Annotated in this window: 16 protein-coding genes; 6 read left to right on the top strand and 10 right to left on the bottom strand. The window is 70.1% G+C overall.

All coding sequences use genetic code 11. From position 1 onward, the window contains the following. Positions 1-16 precede the first annotated feature (16 nt). Together ACQP2O_RS20925 and ACQP2O_RS20920 are read right to left on the bottom strand one after the other, a co-directional pair. Positions 17-1,423 (bottom strand): HEXXH motif domain-containing protein, encoded by a 1,407-nt coding sequence (locus tag ACQP2O_RS20925; RefSeq protein WP_433187606.1) that lies wholly within the window; start codon positions 1,421-1,423, stop codon positions 17-19. Next, positions 1,420-2,598: an FxsB family cyclophane-forming radical SAM/SPASM peptide maturase gene (locus ACQP2O_RS20920; protein ID WP_433191096.1), complete on the bottom strand. Its 1,179-nt coding sequence runs from the start codon at positions 2,596-2,598 to the stop codon at positions 1,420-1,422. The genes ACQP2O_RS20925 and ACQP2O_RS20920 overlap by 4 nt, the downstream gene beginning before the upstream one ends. A 368-nt stretch (positions 2,599-2,966) precedes the next feature. Between ACQP2O_RS20920 and ACQP2O_RS20915 the strand changes: the two genes are divergently transcribed. Then, the gene (locus ACQP2O_RS20915; protein WP_433187603.1) at positions 2,967-3,866 is read left to right on the top strand and encodes an AEC family transporter; all 900 of its coding nucleotides are present in this window, start codon (positions 2,967-2,969) and stop codon (positions 3,864-3,866) included. Positions 3,867-3,973: 107 nt separating this feature from the next. Here ACQP2O_RS20915 and ACQP2O_RS20910 read toward each other — a convergent pair whose 3' ends face one another. The 7 genes from ACQP2O_RS20910 to ACQP2O_RS20880 all read right to left on the bottom strand — a co-directional run bounded on the left by ACQP2O_RS20910 (position 3,974) and on the right by ACQP2O_RS20880 (position 13,935). Beyond that, the gene (locus ACQP2O_RS20910) at positions 3,974-5,464 is read right to left on the bottom strand and encodes an alkaline phosphatase family protein (protein ID WP_433187600.1); all 1,491 of its coding nucleotides are present in this window, start codon (positions 5,462-5,464) and stop codon (positions 3,974-3,976) included. 240 nt (positions 5,465-5,704) lie between these two features. Further along, on the bottom strand, positions 5,705-7,375 hold the full coding sequence (locus ACQP2O_RS20905; protein ID WP_433187598.1) for a (2,3-dihydroxybenzoyl)adenylate synthase: 1,671 nt from the start codon (positions 7,373-7,375) through the stop codon (positions 5,705-5,707). After that, positions 7,356-9,506 (bottom strand): acetate--CoA ligase family protein, encoded by a 2,151-nt coding sequence (locus ACQP2O_RS20900; RefSeq protein ID WP_433187595.1) that lies wholly within the window; start codon positions 9,504-9,506, stop codon positions 7,356-7,358. The genes ACQP2O_RS20905 and ACQP2O_RS20900 overlap by 20 nt, the downstream gene beginning before the upstream one ends. Next, positions 9,503-11,125, bottom strand: coding sequence for an FAD-dependent monooxygenase (locus ACQP2O_RS20895; RefSeq protein ID WP_433187592.1), 1,623 nt, complete (start codon positions 11,123-11,125; stop codon positions 9,503-9,505). The genes ACQP2O_RS20900 and ACQP2O_RS20895 overlap by 4 nt, the downstream gene beginning before the upstream one ends. Positions 11,126-11,132: 7 nt before the next feature. Next, positions 11,133-11,963: a fumarylacetoacetate hydrolase family protein gene (locus tag ACQP2O_RS20890; protein ID WP_433187589.1), complete on the bottom strand. Its 831-nt coding sequence runs from the start codon at positions 11,961-11,963 to the stop codon at positions 11,133-11,135. Then, on the bottom strand, positions 11,960-13,036 hold the full coding sequence (locus tag ACQP2O_RS20885) for a cupin domain-containing protein (RefSeq protein WP_433187586.1): 1,077 nt from the start codon (positions 13,034-13,036) through the stop codon (positions 11,960-11,962). The genes ACQP2O_RS20890 and ACQP2O_RS20885 overlap by 4 nt, the downstream gene beginning before the upstream one ends. Positions 13,037-13,110: 74 nt before the next feature. Continuing rightward, on the bottom strand, positions 13,111-13,935 hold the full coding sequence (locus tag ACQP2O_RS20880; protein ID WP_433187584.1) for a PaaX family transcriptional regulator: 825 nt from the start codon (positions 13,933-13,935) through the stop codon (positions 13,111-13,113). A gap of 129 nt (positions 13,936-14,064) precedes the next feature. Between ACQP2O_RS20880 and ACQP2O_RS20875 the strand changes: the two genes are divergently transcribed. The 5 genes from ACQP2O_RS20875 to ACQP2O_RS20855 all read left to right on the top strand — a co-directional run bounded on the left by ACQP2O_RS20875 (position 14,065) and on the right by ACQP2O_RS20855 (position 18,717). Then, positions 14,065-14,790: an alpha/beta fold hydrolase gene (locus ACQP2O_RS20875; RefSeq protein WP_433187581.1), complete on the top strand. Its 726-nt coding sequence runs from the start codon at positions 14,065-14,067 to the stop codon at positions 14,788-14,790. Positions 14,791-15,089: 299 nt separating this feature from the next. Continuing rightward, the gene (locus ACQP2O_RS20870; protein ID WP_433187579.1) at positions 15,090-16,112 is read left to right on the top strand and encodes a zinc-dependent alcohol dehydrogenase family protein; all 1,023 of its coding nucleotides are present in this window, start codon (positions 15,090-15,092) and stop codon (positions 16,110-16,112) included. 94 nt (positions 16,113-16,206) lie between these two features. Continuing rightward, positions 16,207-17,082, top strand: a complete 876-nt coding sequence (locus ACQP2O_RS20865) for a helix-turn-helix transcriptional regulator (protein ID WP_433187576.1) — start codon at positions 16,207-16,209, stop codon at positions 17,080-17,082. 328 nt (positions 17,083-17,410) lie between these two features. Further along, positions 17,411-18,451, top strand: coding sequence for an NAD(P)-dependent alcohol dehydrogenase (locus tag ACQP2O_RS20860; protein ID WP_433187573.1), 1,041 nt, complete (start codon positions 17,411-17,413; stop codon positions 18,449-18,451). Between the two features lie 71 nt (positions 18,452-18,522). After that, a complete protein-coding gene (locus tag ACQP2O_RS20855; protein ID WP_433187570.1) occupies positions 18,523-18,717 on the top strand; it encodes a hypothetical protein in 195 nt (64 codons plus the stop codon). Positions 18,718-18,734: 17 nt separating this feature from the next. On the opposite strand, the gene ACQP2O_RS20850 is transcribed toward ACQP2O_RS20855, so the two are convergent. After that, positions 18,735-19,733, bottom strand: coding sequence for a hypothetical protein (locus tag ACQP2O_RS20850; RefSeq protein ID WP_433187568.1), 999 nt, complete (start codon positions 19,731-19,733; stop codon positions 18,735-18,737). Between the last annotated feature and the right edge of the window lie 90 nt (positions 19,734-19,823).

The following is a 19,823-nucleotide window of genomic DNA, read 5'->3' as shown; positions in this document are numbered from 1 at the left end:
CGCGTACGAGGCTCGCTCAGGGAGACGTCGGTCCGACCGGCTCGCCGTTGCGTCGCCGCCACCGTTCTCGGTGCTCGTCGGCGGCGGCTCGAGCCCGGTCCAGCGCGGCGGCCGGAACCGGCTCGTGACACCAGGCGCTCAGCGTGCGGGTGAGCTCCGTCATGAACAGCTCCCCCTCCGGCGTGAGCAGCCCGCTGCCCTGCAGGGTACGGGCGGCCAGCACGGAGGCGTCTCGCCAGCGGGCGAAGTCGGCGTGCGCCCGCATCGCCACATCACCCTGTTCATGCAGGCGCTGACGGCGCCAGTATCCGGCGACCCCGACGTGCGCGTAGACCCCCTGGATCAGCCCGCCGATCGGCCGAGGATCGTCCCGCCAGGGCGCGTAGAAGCGCCTGCCGTCATCGGGCCGGGTCAACGGGACAAGGTCGATCAGCGCGCCGAGCTTGGCGTGCTGAACCTCGTGCGCCAGGCTGACGGCCAGCGAATGGTCGTCCGGCGGAGCGGAGACACCGATCGCGCCGAAGGTCTCGGTCGAGGTCGCGCTTCTCAGCCCCTCATCGGGCGCGGTGAGCGGGGTCAGCACGGTCGTCAGGGCGGCGACCTCCTCCGCCGTCGTCCAGTGCCGGCGGACCAGCAGCCGCCAGGCTTTTCTCAGCGTGGCACGCCACGCGTCCAGTTCCCCTTCGTCCGGCCGCGAGGCCCTGACACCGGCCTCGGGGAGCCGGTACGGATCCACGTCATCCAGGAGCAGCCGGATGGCCATGCCCTGATACTCGGCCTCCAGATGACGTACCGCGTGCCAACCCGGCGCGTCCCGATGCGGGTCGGCCGGGATCCGGACACGCCCACCGGGCCCTATCACCTCGGCCCGTCCCGGGCCGGGTCGCACGGTCGCCATGGTGGGACCGGACGCCCCATCCCGGCCGGCCGCCGTGAGCGGACCGGGCGTCTGAGCCCGATCGGCCGTCCCCTGCCGAGCCGCCGTCGTGCCTCCTGCGGCGGAGCCCTCAGGCAGCATCGCGCGGCCGAGCGACGGCAGCACGACGGCTCCGTCGCGCATCACCACCTGCACCGGCCGCGGGAAACCCGCCCGCACCGCCGCCGCGGCGGCCAGTTCCGCCAGTCCCCCGGTGTCACCGGACCCGAGGAGCACGTCCCGCGCCCAGGCTCCGACGGCCGGATGCCTCACCACGGCGTCGACGGCCCAGCGAGCCTGCCGCTGGATCTCCGCCAGCAGTGCGAATGCCTGGCGCGCGCGCCGGGCCTCGACAGGATCGCCCCGCCTCGCGACGTCCCGTACCGCACACAGGAGGAGCAGACGCTTGCTGTACTGCGCCGTCTGGAGATGACCCACCGCATGGGCGCCGCCGCCACCGGCCGCCAGGGCGTAGAAGACCTTCGCGGGTACCTGGTGCCGTCTCATGCAGTCCCTTTCCTCAGGTCACGGGCGATCACCTGGCGCACGTGGGTGATCAGGCGTACGAGGTCGGCGCAGTACACCGATGGATTGGCGAACCCGCTGCCCGCGCGGTACCGATGCGTGTACAGACCGGCGCCGCAGACCCGGTGGACGGCGCAGCCGCGGCACTGTGCCGACAGGGCCCGGTCGCCGATCTGGCGGGCCGCGACCGACGGCAGCCGCAGCACCGCGTCGAACGAGTCCCGTGCGACGTGCAGGCCGGTGACGGCGGCGCCCGGGTAGGCCGACTTCAAGGTGTCGACCTGCTCGATGCTCCCGTCGGTCTCCAGGACGACCACGGCCACCGGGGCGAGGCCGATCGACTCGATACGCGAGGCCCTGCCCAGCAGCAACCGGATGATCTCGCCGAAAAGCCGTACGCGTGTCTCTCTGATCGGCGCGCCGTACCAGCGATCGAACACCGCGATGAGCCAGTCTCCGTATGGGGTCGCGTGCTCGGCCGGCGACAGCCCGGGCGGCGGTGAGTCCCAGTTGCCGTGCGGCAGGAGGAAGTCGACCGCCGGCGGGGAGAACTCGAGCAGTGCCTCGTACGTGGCGACCGGATCGTTCCGCAGGTCGACCGTTGTCAGCAGCCCGCCGAAGAGGTGTCGGTAGCGGCTCGCGGTCAGCCGCTGGAGAGCGGCCCGGACCTCGTGGTGGCTGCCGCGCCCGTCGGCGTGGCGCCGGTGCCGATCGTTGCCCCGCTCGTCACCATCGAGGCTCACTCCGACCCGCACGCCGAGTTCGTCGAAGGCGCGGAGAAAGGCGGCTTCGAGCAGCAGGCCGTTGGTCTGGACGCGGACGTTGACCGACGTCTCCGGGCCGACGGAGGACCGGAGCGAGGTGACGGCGTACCGGATGAGTTCGACACCGGCCAACAGCGGTTCGCCGCCGTGCAGGACAAGATCGATCTCAGGGATGCGGTGCGTGCGGACGTGCTCGGCGATCCGCGACGTGATCAAGCTGATCGTGGCACGCGTCATACGGCGCGGCTGATCACGCCAACCCTGATCAGCCATCTCGTACATGTAGCAGTAGTCACAAGCGAGATTGCACCGGCTATGGATCTTAAGAATGAATTGCCGGAAGGGTGTCGGGCGCCAGCCGTCGCGAAGCAACCCCCCGACGTCGAGGTCCATCGGCCATTCGGGTGCGTCCGTGCGGTCTGCCACGCCGATCACCCCCAGGTCAGCCCGCCGCGCTCCCGTTCGCCGCCCTGGACGGCGCCCGCGCACGCGCTGCGTTCAGCGCGCGGCTCGCGCGCATGCCGATTATGATTCATATGTCGGCTTTACGGAATAGGCTTACCGGCCAGTAATGGCGCGCGTCCACCGCGATAATCCCACTCGACTTTCGGTCGGACCTTAATCCAGGTGGAGCGGCCGACTCCGGCTCTTTCCTCGAATCCATCGAGAACTGGGGCATCCACCCCAGTGGGCGAACAGTCGCGGCTCCCGTTGCATGAGCCCGTTCCACCCGGTCCTACGATCTATCGCATGGAGACGCATTGATCGCGGGCTTTCTGCCGATCTGGCTGTTGACCGCGGTCGGATACGTCACCGGCCGTACACGGATCCTCGGCGACCAGGGCGAGATCGTGCTCGGGCGATTCGTCTTTCATGTCGCCATGCCGGCGGCGCTGTTCGCGACGCTGAGCACGACGAGTCTGGACCGGTTCTCCGGTTGGGCGATCGTGACGTTCGGCGCGGGCACCACCCTGACCTGCCTGCTCGGTTTCGCGGCCAGCCGCTGGGTGTTCGGGCGGGGCCTCAGCGACCAGGCGATCAGCGGGATGGCGGCCGGATACGTCAACTCGGCCAACCTCGGCATCCCGGTGGCGCTTCAGCTCCTCGGCAACACCTCGTTCATCGTCTCGGTGATGCTGTTCCAGGTCCTCATGGTGACGCCGATAGTGCTGACGATCATCGACGGCGGCAGCCGGATCCGCGACTTCCTGCTACTTCCGGCACGTAATCCGATCATCATCGCCTGCGTGCTCGGCGTGGTCGCGTCCGGGCACGTTCCGCAGCAGGTCCTGGCGCCGTGCCGACTGCTCGGCGCGGCCGCCGTCCCGACGGCGCTGATCACCCTCGGCATGTCGCTGCGCGGCCGTACGCCCGAACCCGGGCCGCGCTCCCGCGGCGAGTTGGCGGTCGCGGTGGCGCTCAAGATCGTGGTTCAGCCTTGTGTCGCCTTCGTCCTCGGGCGGTACGCGATCCACCTGTCGCGGACCGACCTCCTGGCAGTCGTCACGTGCTCGGCGCTGCCCACCGCGCAGAACGCGTTCATCTACGCCCGCGAGTACGGCCTGCGGACCGAACTGGTCCGCAACACGATCGTCGCGTCGAGCGTGTTGTCCATGGGGTCGTTGCTGCTGACGACGTCCCTGCTGTCCACTCATCACTGAACGTCGCCCCGGCCGACATCGCGACCCCGGCACGCGTGTCGCCCGTCCCGATGAACACGTCGCTTTTCGGTGGGCAGGCCGAAGGGTCGCGGAAGAGCGTCACACGGTCAGGGGGTGTGTGGCCGGTGGCCGTGTTCCTGGTGTGGGATTCGCTGAGTCGTCGGGACGGTCGGGGGCGGCAGGGTTGCGGCCTCCTGCTGCTCGACTTCGTACAGTGCGACCGGATCCGGCAGCCGGGGGAACGAATGGTTGCGATCGTGGAGGCGCAGAGCCGAGGTCATGTCTCCGAGGGTCTTGCGGCGCCACGCGCTGATGTTGGGTTCCTTCACACCGAAGCGCCGTTCCAGAAAACGCAGCGTCGACGTGTGGTCGAACGGCTCACTGCACACCCATCCGCCGCGGCTCCACGGCGAGATCACCAGCGCGGGAACACGGAAGCCGGGTCCGATCGGGCCGGCGATCCCCGCCGCGCCGCTCGGCAGCGGGGAAACAGTGACCCACTCCCCCGGCGTCCCCTCTGGTGCGGTGGGCGGCGGGACGTGGTCGAAGCGGCCGTCGTTCTCGTCGTAGTTGATGATGAAGACGGTCTTGGCCCACACGTCCGGGCGCGAGCCGAGTGCGTCCAGGACGGTGTACATGTACTCGGCGCCGGCCGCGGGAAGATGACCGGGCCCTTCGGCCGCCTCGGGCAGCCCGTAGACCGACGGGAGGTACTGCGCGTCCAGCCAAGTGACCGACGGAAGCTCATCCTTGCGGATCATGTCGGCCACCTGCGACGGCGAATACGGGACCATCGCGTTCTCATACAGAGGCTCGCCCGGCTTGGCGTCCTGGAATGCCTTGAACCAGCCAAGGTCGGTGTCCGGCGGGTAAGCGGTGCAGTAACGCCAGCTGATCCCGGCGGCCTGAAGACGCTCGGGGTAGGTGGTCCACCGGAACGCCGTGGAATGGTTGTCCACGACCGGGCCGCCGAGCTTGCCGTCGGGGTCGATGGTGCCGCTGATCGCCATCACCCGGTTCGGGTGCGTCGGGCCGAACACCGAGCAGAAGTAGTTGTCGCAGACGGTGAACGCGTCGGCCAGCGCGTAGTGGAACGGCAGGTCGTCACGCGTGTAGTAGCCCATCGTGAACGGACCCCGTACCTCGCCGTCCGCGGCGCGATGCGTCGGTACCCAGTTGTCCATCCGGCCGTTGTTCCACGACAGATGCTGCGCCTTCCACGAATGGTCGGTGCCGTAGGCCTGGATGGCGTTGGTCGTCTTCGTGTCGTTGTGGAACGGCAGCAGGTAGCCGTCAGGGTGCTCGGGATCGGGCTGGTAGAAGACCGATCGCCCGGTCGGCAGAGTGATCGCGTCCGGATCGTCGAAACCGCGTACACCCTTGAGCGTGCCGAAGTAGTGGTCGAACGAACGGTTCTCCTGCATCAGGATGAGGACGTGCTCGATCTGGTCGAGCGACCGCAGCCGCTGTTCCGGTGCCGCGAGCGCCTTCCTCATCGACCCTGGCAGCAGCGACAGTCCCGCCGCCCCTGCCGCTGCGCTGGTCGCGGTCCCCAGGAGCCTACGTCGAGTGATTCCGCCGGACAGGTCTTCCCGCATACTGAACTCCTCGCGCCGAACTGGGCATATCGGACAGTGCCGATGAGGGATTGCGGTGGAGTGAAGGCCGCCTGCAGGTGCCGTGAACGGAATCCGAGCGTTGATCACCGCCGACGGACGGCATCCGGTGTCACAGCCGGCGCGGAAGAACCGGTGGCGCGGCGGCGGGCGGCCCGCCGGTGTCCGTGGGGGCGTGCATCCAGGGCAGGGCCACGGCCAGATCGTGCCGGTCCCGGCCGATCACAAGGAGTGCCGGTCGAGCCGGGCGGCGATGTCGGCGCGCAGCGCCTTCTTGTCGATCTTGCCCACCTTGGTGGTGGCCAGCTCGTCGACGAGCACGAGATGTTCGGGCAGCTTGAAGCGGGCGACCCCGGCCTCTTCCATGGCCGCCCGGATCCGGTCGAGGGTCACATCGTCCTGGTCGGGTTTCGTGACCACATAGAGGCAGACCCGCTCGCCCAGTTCGGTGTCGGGCATGGCCACGGCCGCCACCTGGCGGACGTCCGTCAGCCGGTAGACGAGGTTCTCCACCTCCTCGGCGGAGATCTTCTCGCCACCCCGGTTGATCATGTCCTTGTCCCGGCCCTCCACGACGAGGTTGCCCTCCGGTGTCCGCCGGCAGATGTCGCCGCTGCGGTACCAGCCGTCGGCGGTGAACGCCCGGGCGTTGTGATCGGGGGCCCGGTAGTAGCCGCGCGGGGTGTAGGGGCCGCGGGTGAGCAGGGAGCCGGGCTCGCCCTCCGGGACGTCGCGGTCGAACGCGTCGACGAGGCGCACCTCGTCGTCCGGGCACATCGGACGGCCCTGGGTGGTGCAGATGACCTCCTCGGAGTCGTCGAGGCGGGTGTAGTTCAGCAGCCCTTCGGCCATGCCGAACACCTGTTGCAGGGTCGTACCGAGCACCGGGCGGACGCGGCGGGCGAGCTCGTCGGCCAGCCTCGCCCCACCGACCTGGAGCACGCGCAGCGTCGCGAGCGCGTCCGCGCCGTGCCGGTCGGCGTGTTCCAGCCATCGGGCGGCGACCGCGGGCACGACGGCGGTGTGGGTCACCCGCTCGGCCGCGATGGTGGCGAAGGCCCGTACCGGTTCCGGCGAGGGCAGCATGACCACCCGGCCGCCGGCCAGTAGGGTGCCGAGGATCCCGGGGCAGGCCAGCGGGAAGTTGTGCGAGGCCGGCAGGCTCACCAGGTAAACGGTGCCGTCGTCGACGCCGCTGATCCGGGCACTGGCCCGTGCGTTGTACGCGTAGTCGTCATGGGTGCGGGCGATCAGCTTGGGCAGCCCGGTGGTGCCGCCGGACAGCAGGAACACCGCGACGTCACGGCTGCCGGGCGGCTCTTTGTCGCAGCGTGCCCGGTCGGCGGCCGGGTCGTCGCCCCGGGCGCAGAGGGCGCGCAGATCGACGCCGCCGGGTGAGACTTCGTCTCCCGCCACCAGGACGTGCCGGAGCCCGGGTACCTCCTGGGTCAGTTCATGGGCCAGCGCTTGGTGGTCGAAGCCGCGCAGCCGATCCGGAACGGCGATGGCGGCCGCTTCCGAGTACGCGGCCAAGTGGGCGAGCTCCGTGCGGCGATGCGCGGGCAGCGCCATCACCGGCACGATCCCCGCGCGCAGGCACGCCCAGGTGAGCACGGCGAACTCCCAGCCGTTGCCGAGCTGGACGACGATGCGGTCCCCGGCGGCGAGGCCGAGGTCCAGGAGCCGCCCGGCCGTGGCGTCGGCACGATCGGCCAGTTCGGCGAAGCTGAGCCGCTGCGCGCCGTCGACCAGCGCGATCACGTCGGGAACGCGGCCTGCCGACTCGCGCAACAGGTCACCGAGCGGCCGGCCGGCCCAATATCCCGCGGCGACATGGCGGTCGGCGTCGGCCTCAGGCCACGGAACCGTTCCGTCACTGATGGGTGCGGCCATCGGGCACCTCCTCATCGGCGGCCACGCACACCGCGTCCAGGGCCACCAGGCCCTGCGCGGTCAGCCGCAGCGGGTTGATCTCGAGCTCTGTGAGCTCCTCGTGGGCGGCCAGCAGATCGCCCAGTGCCACCACGATGTCGCACAGCGCCGCGTGCTCCAGCACAGGGCCGCCTCGCCAGCCGTCGAGGAGGGCGTGTCCGGCCAGGTCACCGGGCATCGTCATGGCCTCTTCCCGGCTCAGCGGCGCGAGCCGGAGGCTCACGTCGGCCAGCGCCTCGGCGGCCGTGCCGCCGAGCCCGACCATGACCACCGGGCCGAAGACCGGATCGCGGTGCGCCCCGACCACCAGATCGAGCCCCGAAGGGGCCATCGACTCCACCAGGAAACGTCGGGCACCCGCCTTCTCGAGCGCGTCGAGGGCCGCGTCGAGTTCGCCGGGAGTGCGCACGCCCAGCCGCACCCCGCCGATCTCGGTCTTGTGCGGGATCGCCGCGTCGAGCAGTTTGACCGCGACCGGGCCGGGCAGTTCGGCGTGCGCGCGGTGGGCCTCGGCGCGGCTCTCGCACGCCCGTCGCGGCATGGTCGCGACGCCCAGGCCACCGAGCAAGGTCTTGGCCTGGTGCTCGTCCCACGGTCCCGGGCCGAGCCGCGTGATGGGAGCGCGTGCCGTGGCCGCCGGTCCGCTCGCCCGGAGGCGGTGGCGGGCTCGGGCGTCGGCGAGCAGCGCGGCGGTCATGGCCGCCAGACCGGCCGGATCGGCGGCGACCGGCACTCCCCGGTCGAGGAGAGCGCGGCGGGTCCGCCGTACGCCGTCTCCCGTGCCCCCGACGCCGAGGACCAGGGGCGTGCCCGATCGCGTGGTCGCCATCGCGTCCACCGCCTGCACCGGGTCGAACGCGCCGGGCTCGTGCAGCGCGTATCCGGTGACCAGATCCACGCGGTCGTCCGCGGCGACCGTCTCGAGCACGGTCGCGAAGCTCGGACCGGGGCGCCCGGTGTCCACCGGGTTGCGCTGGTACGTCAGTGGAGGCAGCACGGAGGCCAGCGCACGACGCGACTCCGCGCCGAGTTCGGGGACGTTCGCGCCGCGGCGGCGCAGTGCGTCGAGCAGCAGCAGACCGGGCCCGGCCTGCGCGGTCACGACGCCCACCCCTGGGTCGGCCGCCGGCCGCAGCCGGGCCAGCGACAGCGCGCCGACCGCGTCGGCCAGTTCCCGCTCATCGTCCACCAGGACCGCACCGGCCTGGGCGAGAGCCGCGCGGGTGGTGCGCCAGGACGTCGCGAGGGCGCCGGTGTGCGAGGCGGCGAACGCGCCGACGTCGTGGCGGCCGACGACGAGCGCGACGACGGGACGAGCGCGGGTGAGCCGCGCGACCGCGTCGGTCAGCCGGCGGCCGTCGGCGACCGACTCGATGTGCAGGGCCACGGCGGTGGTGCGCTCATCGGCGCGCAGATGGTCGAGCACGTCGGCGGCGGTGAGATCCACCCCGTTGCCCAGGCCGACCGCGAGGCTCACCCCATGGCCGGCCTCGGCGAGCAGGAACGCCAGCGCGTGGTTGACCCCGCCGCTGGCCGCCACGACCGCGATCCCGCCAGCCGGTACGTCGGCCGCGCCCGGGACGAAGCTGGCGGTGAGCCCATGCGCGGGAGCGAGGAAGCCGGAGGTGTTCGGCCCGAGCAGCCGGATGCCGGTACGGGCGGCCGCCTCGGCCAGGTCGCGCTGGTGCCGTTCGCCGTCCGGGCCGGCCTCGGCGAACCCTCCGCCGTACACGATCGCCGCCCGCGCCCCGGCTCCCGCCGCCTCGGTGACGGCCTGGGCGCACGACGGAGCGGGCAGGCAGATCAGCGCCAGATCGAGCGGACCGTGCTCGGCGGCGTCCCGGATCGACGGGTGCAGCCCGGCGGACGGATCCGGGTCGCGGGCGTTGACCAGCCCCACGTGTCCGCGGAAGCCGCGCACCGACCGGGCCAGCGCGGCGCCGAGCTTCGCGGGATCGCGGGACGCGCCGATCACGGCGACGCCTCGCGGTGTGAACAGGGCGTCCAGCCCGGCCGTACGGCGGGCGCCGTGCGGCCGCGGGGCCGGGCCCGGCGCTCCGGAGGTCACCGCGCCATCGGTAGACGCCGTCATGACGGCACGCCCCAGGAGGCGACCGTCGCGGCGGGCGCACCGACGAGGTCGGTGCGCCCGGACAGCACGGCGGTCACCGCGCGGTCGCGATCCATCGCGGCGTCCACGAGCAATGCGGGCAGCCCGTGCCGCAGCCGGGCCTGCTCGGCGAGGAGCCCGCGGGTGTGCGCCGCACCTCCGTGCACGGCGACCAGCGCCGGGCCGGCCGCGGCGAGCCCCGCGAGGGCGTCACGAGCGTCGGCGAGGCCGGACTCGTCGTCCGGTGCCGTGACCCAGGCGCCCCAGCGGGACCGCCCAGAGACCGGTGCGGGGCGCAGCGGCAGCCAGCCGCCGCTCCCAGAGGGGTGGGCGACGGCCGCGTCGGCGCCGTCGGCCTCGACCACCAAGACGCGGTTGGGCAGCGACCATCCGGCCAGGTCGAGAGGAGTGTCCAGGGGATCGGCGCCGTGTTCGGCCCGCCATCGCTCGTGACTCGCGCGTACGAAGTCCGGCGCTCGCCGGGCCAGTCGCTCGTCGGTGATGCTGCGGGACAGGAAGTGATAGGCGAACTGCCACGGCTCGAAGGCGTCGTAGTAACGTCCGAAGTGCTCCCACCAGCCCAGGCTGGGGCGCGCCGCGGCCTGGACGGCCTCGACCGGCGGCCGGGCCGCCGCCTCGTACGCGGCCAGCGCCGCCGGGATGTCGTCGCCGTGCTCGGCCAGCGCGGTCGCGAGCGCGATGGCGTCCTCCATGGCCATCTTCGTACCAGAGCCGACGGAGAAGTGCGCCGTATGCGCGGCGTCGCCGAGCAGCACGACCGGCCGGGGATCGGTCACGTACCAATGGCGGGTGCGACGGGTGCGGAAGTTGCCCCATCGAGAGTTGTTGATGAGCAGCCGGTTCCCGCCGATCTGCTCGGCGAACAGCGCCTCCAGGTACTCCTTGCTGATCATGTCGCTCGGGCCCGGAGCCTGGGCGACGTCGAACGCGTCCAGGCCCGCCGCCCGCCACGACGACTCATCGGTCTCGACGATGAACGTGCTCACGTCCGCGCTGATTGGGTAGGCGTGCACGGCGAACACCCCGTGCGGTCCGCGCTCGTGCACGAAGGTCAGCCCGTCGAACATGTAGTCGGTGCCGAACCAGATGAACTTCGCCGTGGCCGTCTCCGCCGAAGGGCCGAGCCGCTCCGCCAGCTCGGTCCGGATCCGCGAGCCGCTGCCGTCGGCGGCGACCACGAGGTCGTAGTCGTCCAGATCGGCCAAGGTGACCTCGGTGCGGAAGCGCAGTCGCGCGCCCCTGTCATGGGCCTGCTCCTGAAGCAGGGCGAGCAGGGTGCGTCGCGCGATCGCGGCCATTCCGTTGCCGCCGCAGCGGATCCGCTCGCCCTTCAGCCGCACCTCGATGTCCTGCCAGTGGCGGCCGTGCGCCTTGAGTGCCTCCCGCAGCACGGGGTCGGCGTCGTGGATGGCGGCGACCGTACGGTCGGAGAAGACCACCCCGAATCCGAACGCGTCGTCGGGGCGATTGCGCTCGAAGACGGTCACCTCGGCCGAGGGGACGGCGTGCCGGATCAGGGCGGCGAAGAACAGGCCTCCGGGACCGCCTCCGGCGACACCGATGCGGATGGGCGTGGGCATGGCCGGGTCACCCTTCCCCGGCACGGACGATGTTGCGGCACTCGCCGACGCCCTCGATCCGGGTCACCAGCTCGCTGCCCGCCCGCAGGTAGCGCGGAGGCCTGCGAGCGTGCCCCACGCCCCCCGGCGTGCCGGTGGCGATCAGGTCGCCGGGAGTGAGGGTGATGATGTGCGAGATGTAGGCGATCAGCTCCGCAGGGCCGAAGACCAGATCCGCGGTGTCGGCCTTCTGCGTCGGCTCTCCGTCGACGGTGCAGGTCAGCTCGCGTGACAGGGGCTCATCGTCCGAGTCCGCCGTCACCAGCCATGGCCCGACCGGCGTGCTCGACTCGAAGGTCTTGCCCTGCAGCCACTGCGGCGAGCGGTTCTGGAAGTCGCGTGCGGTGACGTCGTTGACCACGGTGTAGCCGGCGATCGCGGCGCGGGCCTGTGCGGGCGTGCCGTGCCGCAGTTCGGCCCCGACGACGACACCGAGTTCGGCCTCCCAGTCGACCGCGGTCGATCCGGCCGGCAGGATCACCGGGTCGTACGCCCCGACGAGGGCGCGCGCGAACTTGGCGAAGAGCGTGGGGTGCTCGGGCGGTTGCCGGCCCATCTCGAGAATGTGGTTCCGGTAGTTGAGCCCGACGCAGAAGATCTTCTCCGGCGATGGCACGGGTGGCGCGTAGTCCAGAGTGGCGAGGTCGTGCCGGGGACCGTCCGCGGCGGCGGCCTCGGTGCGCCATTGCGGACGTCGCAGCAGCGCACCGAGGTCGGCGTGGCCGAGTTCGACCGCGGCGTCCTCGTCCACGCGTACGGCGTGGGTGCCGTCGGCGGTGCGGATCGTCGCGAGCCTCATTCCGTCGGTTCCTCTCGGTGGGTGCGGGCCAGGCCGATGGCCTCGTACACGGGGTCGTCGGAGAAGCGGAAGGCGTCCAGCCCGCTCTCCGTGATGATGGTGAGCGGAGCCCAGGAGGGAACCGCGAACAGGTCGCCGGTGGCGACGTCGTAGCGCTGGTCGCCGACGGTGACCGTGCCCGTGCCGGCGAACACCTGCCAGACGGCCGAGCCGACCACCCGGGTGGTCGCGGTGCGGGCGCCTGGACGGAGGCGGTGCATCTCGGTGCGGATGGTCGGCAGGGCGTCGCGGGAGGTGGCCGGGTCGGTGAATCGCACGACCGCGTGACCGGGTTCGACGACGCCCGGGAAGCCCTCGTCCTCCAGCTCCAGCTGAGCGGTGAGCGCCGCGTCGGTGTGCTTCCAGCGGTAGGCCAGCAGCGGTGACGCGGGTGTCGCGGGTGCTCCGACGGGGCGTAGTCCGGGGTGGCCCCACAGCCGCTCGTTGCGGGAGACCGTGGGTGTGGCCCTGGTGGTGAGCCGGTCGGGGCCGAACTCGAAGAAGCCGGCGTCGAGTCCGCGGACCAGCGGGATGTCCAGGCCGTCGATCCAGGCCATCGGCCGGTCGGTGGTGTTGTGATGCTCGTGGAAGTGCATGCCGGGGGTCAGCAGGAGGTCGCCGCGGCGCATGGCGACGGGATCACCCTCCACGTTGGTCCACACGCCTTCGCCTTCCACGACGAAACGGAAGGCGGTCTGTGTGTGCCGGTGCGCCGGGGCCTCCTCGCCCGGGCCGAGGTACTGGATCGCCGCCCAGAGGGTGGGCGTGGCGTACGCGGTTCCGGGCAGGCCCGGGTTGGCCAACGCGATGGCGCGGCGCTCGCCGCCCCGGCCCACCGGCACCAGCTCGCCGCTGCGGGCGGCCAGCGGGTACAGCACCGACCAGCGCCACAGCGCCGGCACGGCGTCCGGCTGCGGCTGGGGCGGCATCAGGCCCTCGCGTTGAGTCCACAACGGGGTCAGGTGGGCGGCGGCGAAGTCGGCGTAGAGCTTCTCCAGCGCGGCCTGCTCCTCGGTCTCCTCGCTGATCGTCACGGCGGCGTTCTCCTTCGTCGGTTCACCTGACGCGAACATAAGTCATCTAGTCGACGAGCGTCTACTAGATGACACTATTCTTCCGTCGAAGTCGGTGACTCTTGGATCGCGAGCAGCCGGTCGACGTACGCCTCGGCTTCGCGGCGCAGCAGGCCGTGGGTCTCCAGGAACACCTCATGGGCGGCGCGGCCGGTCCAGTCCTCGGGCAGCAACTCGGGCGGCAGATCCGGGTCCCGGAAGGGGAACAGGCGGTAGTCATGGACCAGGCGCATTCGCTCGATGAGCGCCTCACGGCCCCGCGGCTCGCCGGCGCGATGGCGGGCGAGCCGGGACCGGTAATGGTCGAGCAATGAGCCGTAGTCCTTGTTCAGGCCGACCAGGTCCCAGGACCTGGCCGCCATGTCCCGGTCGGCCGCGGCGCTCTCCGAACGGGCATGGAGAACGTCGAGCCGGACCGAGGTGTGGTCGGCGAAACTCTGCCGGACCTGCGCCGAGCGGTCGTGCGGGCTGATCCACACTGACGCCGACAGCATGCCGAACCCAAGCCAGGAGAGCCGCTTGCGGAGTTGCTCACGCAGCGCGCGATCGGTCTCGGGCACCGAGTAGATGATCATGTGCCACCGGCCGTCCCACGGTCCGGACTCGCGCGCGAAGATCCGTTCTCTGCCCTCGTCGAGCAGCTGCCAGGCGGCGTCGGTGAGAGAGTAGACGGTCTCCCTGCCCTCGCGGCGGCTCTCCAGCCAGCCCTCCTTGCGCATCCGAGCCGCCACGACCCGCACCGTCGTCTCGGGGACGCCGAAACAGTCCATCAGTGCGACCAGGCCACGCAGCCGGACGCTGCCGCCGCGGTAGCGCAGGTAGTCGCCGAACAGGTCGAGCACCAGTGACCGTGGCTTCATGCGCGTCTCCTCGGGATCCCGTGACAGTTCGGCGGAATTTCGTGTCATCTTCTTGACGGCCGTCTCTAACATGGATCACATTTTAGCCACGCGCCGTACCGAGCGATCGTCCACTCCGAAGGAGACGCCATGACAGAGACGTTCGTCCTCATCTCCGGAGCCTGCCACCCCGGCTGGACCTGGCGCCTCGTGGCACAGGAACTCCGCGCCGCGGGTCACCGGGTCCTCGCCCCGGACCTGCCCGGACTGGCCGACGGCGACGACCCGGAGCGATACAGCCTGGCGAACGTCGCCGACTTCATCGTCGACCTCGTCGAGCACCACGATCTGCGGGCCGTCACCCTGGTCGGGCACAGCTGGGGCGGCTATCCCCTCACCGCCGCCGCGCCGCGACTGGCCCCCCGGCTGCGCAGGCTCGTCTACTGGAGCGCCTTCGTCCCGGCGGAGGACACACCACTGATCGAGGAGGTTCCGCCGTCCTACGCCGAGATGTTCAGGCAGGTCGCCGCGGCATCCGGGAACAACAGCATCGTCTTTCCCCTCGAGGTCTTCCGCACCGCGTTCATGCAGGACGCCGACGAGAGCGTCCAGCGCATGGTGCACGGCCTACTCGTGCCGCAGCCGCTGCGCTACTTCACGGAGACCGTTACGCCGATCGATCCCGCGGCGCTCGGCGTGCCCGCCGCCTATGTGACCAGTCCGGACGACCTCGCGCTGCCGCCCGGTGAACTCGGCTGGACCCCCAGATTCCCGCAACGCCTCGGCGCCGGGACGCCGGTCATCGAGTACGCCGGCAGCCACGAGGCCCAGTTCACCCGCCCCGCCGAACTCACCGCCGCGCTGCTCAAGGCCTGAGCTCCCCCCGAGGCCGAGGGACGCTGGACGACGGCCCCGACGCCCGGAAAGCCGCAGGCCGCTGAACTGATCTGAACCGGCATCAAGGAATGTCACCGATCCCCGCCGACCTGGGGTTTCTCGAAAAGCCGGTCAGCACCCCCCAGGCCCCAGCCCATCGTGAGTCCGTTCGCTTCGCCTGGATCGGGGGGGTCTGAAAGACCCTCTCAGCCAGCGCGACCGCGCTCGTAACGTGGAGTCGAATCTTCGCGACGGCAGGCCCGACGCGATCACGAAGCTCGGAATCATGAGGAGGCGCCATGCGTGGCGTGGTGATGTATACCCCCGGTGACGTGCGTGTCGTGGACCGGGACGACCCGAAGATCGCCGAGCCGACGGATGCGATCATCCGGCTCACGGCGACGTGCATCTGTGGGTCGGACCTGTGGGCATATCGGGGTGTGGAGCCGGTCGACCACCAGATCATGGGTCACGAGTACGTGGGCGTGGTGGAGGAGGTCGGCGCGGAGGTGAAGAACGTCAAGGTCGGTGACTTCGTCGTCGGTTCGTTCGTCATCTCCGACAACACGTGCGAAATATGCCAGGCGGGATTCCAATCGCAGTGCGTGCACGCGCAGTTCGCCAACGCGGTAGCGGGCACGCAAGCGGAGAGGGCGCGTATCCCGCTCGCCGACGGCACCCTGGTGGCTACCCCTGGTCAGCCCGACCCGGAGCTGATCCCGTCGCTGCTGGCGGCATCCGATGTTCTCGGCACCGGATGGTTTGCCGCTGCCGCCGCCGAGGCGGGCCCGGGCAAGACGGTGGCCGTGGTCGGTGACGGTGCGGTCGGTCTGATGGCGATCCTCGCGGCCAAGCAGCTGGGTGCCGAGCGGATCATCGCAATGAGCCGGCACAAGGATCGACAGGAGCTGGCTCGCTTCTATGGCGCGACCGACATCGTTGAGGAGCGCGGCGATGAGGGTGTCGCGAAGATCAAAGAACTCACTGGTGGTCTCGGCGCACATTCGGTGGTCGAGGCGGTGGGCACGCAGGAGTCGTTCATGCAGGCGGTCGGTGCCACCCGCGGCGGTGGCCATCTCGGCTATGTCGGTGTGAACCACGAAGTGCAGATTCCCGGCATCGAGCTGTTCTTCGCCGGCATCCACACTCTCGGCGGCCCCGCCCCGGTGCGCCGGTTCCTTCCGGACCTGATCCAGTTGATCTGGGACCGGAAGATCGACCCCGGGAAGGTCTTCGACCTCACCCTATCGCTCGAGCAGGCCGCGGAGGGGTACAAGGCGATGAACGAGCGCCGCGCCACCAAGGTGCTCCTCACCGTCTGATCCTGGAAGGAGCCGGGATGGACGGTCTTCACCGGACCTCCCACCCCACGCGGGATCGACATATCGTCGTTGTGAGGTAGAAGAAGTGGTGGGCATGCGGTCGAAGGAAGAGATTCGGCAGTTCCTCGTCTCGCGCCGTGCGAACGTCACCCCGGCGCAGATGGGGCTGCCCGACTACGGCGACGAGCGCCGTGTTCCGGGCCTGCGCCGTGAGGAGGTCGCGCAGCTGGCCGGTGTCAGCACGGACTACTACACGCGCTTGGAGCGAGGCAACATTCAAGGCGCCTCGGACAGCGTCCTCAACGCGATCGCGCGCGCTCTGCAGCTCACCGACGTCGAGCGCGAGCACCTGTTCGACCTCGCCCGGCCTGCCCCGGTCACGCACGCAGCGTCCGCCGGTCGGACAACCGTGATTCGTCCGTCTGTGCGACGCATGCTCAACGCGTTCACCGCGCCGGCGGTGTTGTACAACGTCACCCAGGACATCGTCGCCGCCAACGTCCTCGGGCGAGCCCTCTTCGCGCCGCACTTCGAATCCGACCGGCCCAACATGGCACGGTTCACATTCCTCGACTCCCGCGCCCCGCACTTCTACCAGGATTGGCCGATGGCGTGCAGCCTCACTGCGGCGACGCTCCGCTTCGAAGCCGGCAAGGACCCCCTCAATGAGGAACTCACGGCCCTGATCGGTGAGCTGTCCACGCGCAGTCCTCAGTTCCGCCGCGATTGGGCAGACCAAGACGTCCACGAACACCGCACCGGGACCAAGGCCTACCGGCACCCCGCCGTCGGCGACCTCGAGCTGGACTTCGAAAACCTCGAGATGCCCGGCGAACCCGGCCTGCAGATCGTCACCTTCAACGCTGACGAGGGCAGCCCGTCGGCCGACAAGCTGATCCTCCTGGCCGCCTGGGCGGCCACGCAGGACTTCGAGGTGACCGAAGCCCGCGACGACGTCGACGACGACTGACGCCGACATTGCGAGAGCGCGGGCTACACCGCGCGCCGGCCGCTCGATGCTGCAATTCGCGCATCGGACGACTCGCTGCGTGAAGACCGTGGCCGCCGAAGAAAGCAATGCCTCACATCCTTCGCCGGGGTGGCCTGACAGGTCCTCCCAGTCATCTTTCTGACCGGCCAATACGTGGAATGAGCAGCAACGAGCCTCGGACGGATAGGCCAGCAGACGCGACGAACGGCCGATGGTCACGAAAGCCCGACGTGGGTGCCGCGGGCCACCGGCGCGACGGCAATTGGGCACGAACACCCACTGCGCACCAGCCACAAAAGGAGAACCATTGCTCACCGTCAAGGCCTACGCGGCGCCGTCCGCGACCGAACCCCTGATCCCGACCACGATCGAACGTCGGGACGTCGGCCCGAAGGACGTCCTGATCGCCATCCGTTACGCCGGCATCTGCCACTCCGACATCCACACCGTCCGAGGCGACTGGGGCCCGATCGCCTACCCACAGGTCGTCGGCCACGAGATCGTCGGCGAGGTCGTGGAGATCGGCTCCGAGGTCACCAAGCACCAGGTCGGCGACCGCGTCGGCGTCGGCTGCATGGTGAACTCCTGCCGCGAGTGCGAGAACTGCCGCGCCGGCATGGAGCAGTACTGCCTCAATGGCAACACCGGCACGTACACCAGCGTCGACCGCGACGGCACCATCACCCAGGGCGGCTACTCCACGCACATCGTCGTTGACGAGGACTTCGTCCTCCGCGTCCCCGAGGCCATCCCGTACGAGGCCGCCGCTCCCCTGCTGTGCGCGGGCATCACCACCTACTCCCCGCTGGCGCACTGGAACGCCGGGCCGGGCAAGCGCGTCGCGGTCGTCGGGATGGGCGGCCTCGGACACATGGCCGTCAAGATCGCCGTCAGCATGGGCACCGAGGTGACGGTCCTCTCGCGCAGGCTCGCGAAGAAAGACGACGGGCTCGCCTTCGGAGCGAAGGACTACTTCGCGACCGACGACGACGCCACGTTCGACACACTCGCGAACAGCTTCGACCTCATCATCAACACCGTGAGCGCACCCCTCAACCTCGACCGGTACCTGACGCTGCTGCGCCTGGACGGCACGATGGTCAACGTCGGCGCCCCCGCGCAGCCGCTTCCCATCACGATCTTCACCCTGTTCGGCAACCGCCGATCGTTCGCGGGCTCCGGCATCGGCTCCATCGCCGAGACGCAGGAGATGCTCGACTTCTGCGCCGAGCACGGTATCGCCCCCGAGACCGAGCTCATCTCCGCCGACCAGATCAACGACGCCTACGAACGCGTGCTCTCCAGCGACGTGCGCTACCGGTTCGTCATCGACACCGGGACCCTGTGACGAACCGAGCATTGACGAGGCGGAGGCAGCCACCGATGGCTCCGCCCCGTCTCGCATCAGCGTTTGATCACGTGTGGGCATCGAAACCGATCGCCCGGCAGGTAGGAGACCAGCCGGGCGAGGCGATGGCCTGGGCCGGCTATGGCAGTGCCCTGCTGAACCTGCGCCGAGCCGGCGAAAGCGAGCATGCCTTCCAGCAGACCGGCGACGCCTACTCCCACGCCGTCGCCCTCCAGGCGATGACCGACGCGGAACGCCGGTCCTGACCGGCGCTGCCACCGTCCTACGTGTCGAGCAGTTCCGGGGCGAAGACGTCCTCGATCCTCCACTGCCGGGTGGACAGGCCCTGCTCGTAGTGATACCGCAGGTAGGTATCGAGGGTGGCGCGGTTGGCCGAGATGCCGTACGGCCACCAGTCCTCGGGGAATTCTTCGCCGTTGCGATCGACCAGGGCGTTCATCCACGGCACCATGGTCTGGACCTGGTAGAGCCTGCGGTTCCGGCGGTAGCGGTCGGCGGCGGTGTCCTTCGCCTCGGAGAATGCGCGGTAGAGGTCGTGCGCGAGGTCAGGACGGTTCCGGAGGAGATCCCGCCGTACGACGATCGTGTGCATGATCGGGAAGATCCCGGTTCGCCGGTGGTAGTCGCGCTCCAGCGGCTCGAAGTCGGGGAACAGTCTTGCGACGTTCGGGGATGCGTCGAGCACGCACTGTGGGACGTTCGCCGAGAACAGGGCGTCGATCTCGCCCGCGTCGAGCATCGCGCTCAGTGTCCCTCCCTCCGGCGCGACGGTCACGTCGACGTCGGCGGGATGCGGGTGGGGGATGAAGTCGAAGGGGGCCGCGGGGTGTTCCAGGCCACCGATCACCCAACGGCTTTCTTCGGGTTTGAACCCGTACTCGTCCATCAGGACCCCTTTGGCCCACACGCCGGAGTCCTGACCATAGGTGCCGAACTCACCGATGGTCTTGCCCACGAGATCACCTGGTTCGGTGATTCCGCTGCGGGTGTTGACGAAGACGCATGAGTGCCGGAATACGCGATTCGGGAAGATCGGCAACGCTACGAACGGCAGGCCCGTCTCCAGGAGCCGCAGGTAGAACGTGAGCCCGAGTTCGGCGACGTCGAACTCGTCTCCGCGGATCAGCCGCTCGAAGATCTCCGGCAGAGTGGCCCCGGTTTCCATCGTGACGTTCATGCCGTCGACGGTGGCGCTTCCGTCGAACAGCGGCCGCGTCGTGTCGTACTGGAAGCACCCGATCGTGAGAGCGGGGTCGGTCATGGATATCACTCCCCATCAGCGTTACCGCCTCCCATCGTTGGCAGTCGCGGACCGGCTGTCCAAGACCATCTCGGCACGTCCGATACCGCA

This window comes from Actinoallomurus sp. CA-150999, assembly GCF_050942425.1.
Classification (GTDB): Bacteria; Actinomycetota; Actinomycetes; order Streptosporangiales; family Streptosporangiaceae; genus Actinoallomurus.
Note: the sequence above shows the minus strand (reverse complement) of the source record. Positions and strands in the feature narration are given on the sequence as shown.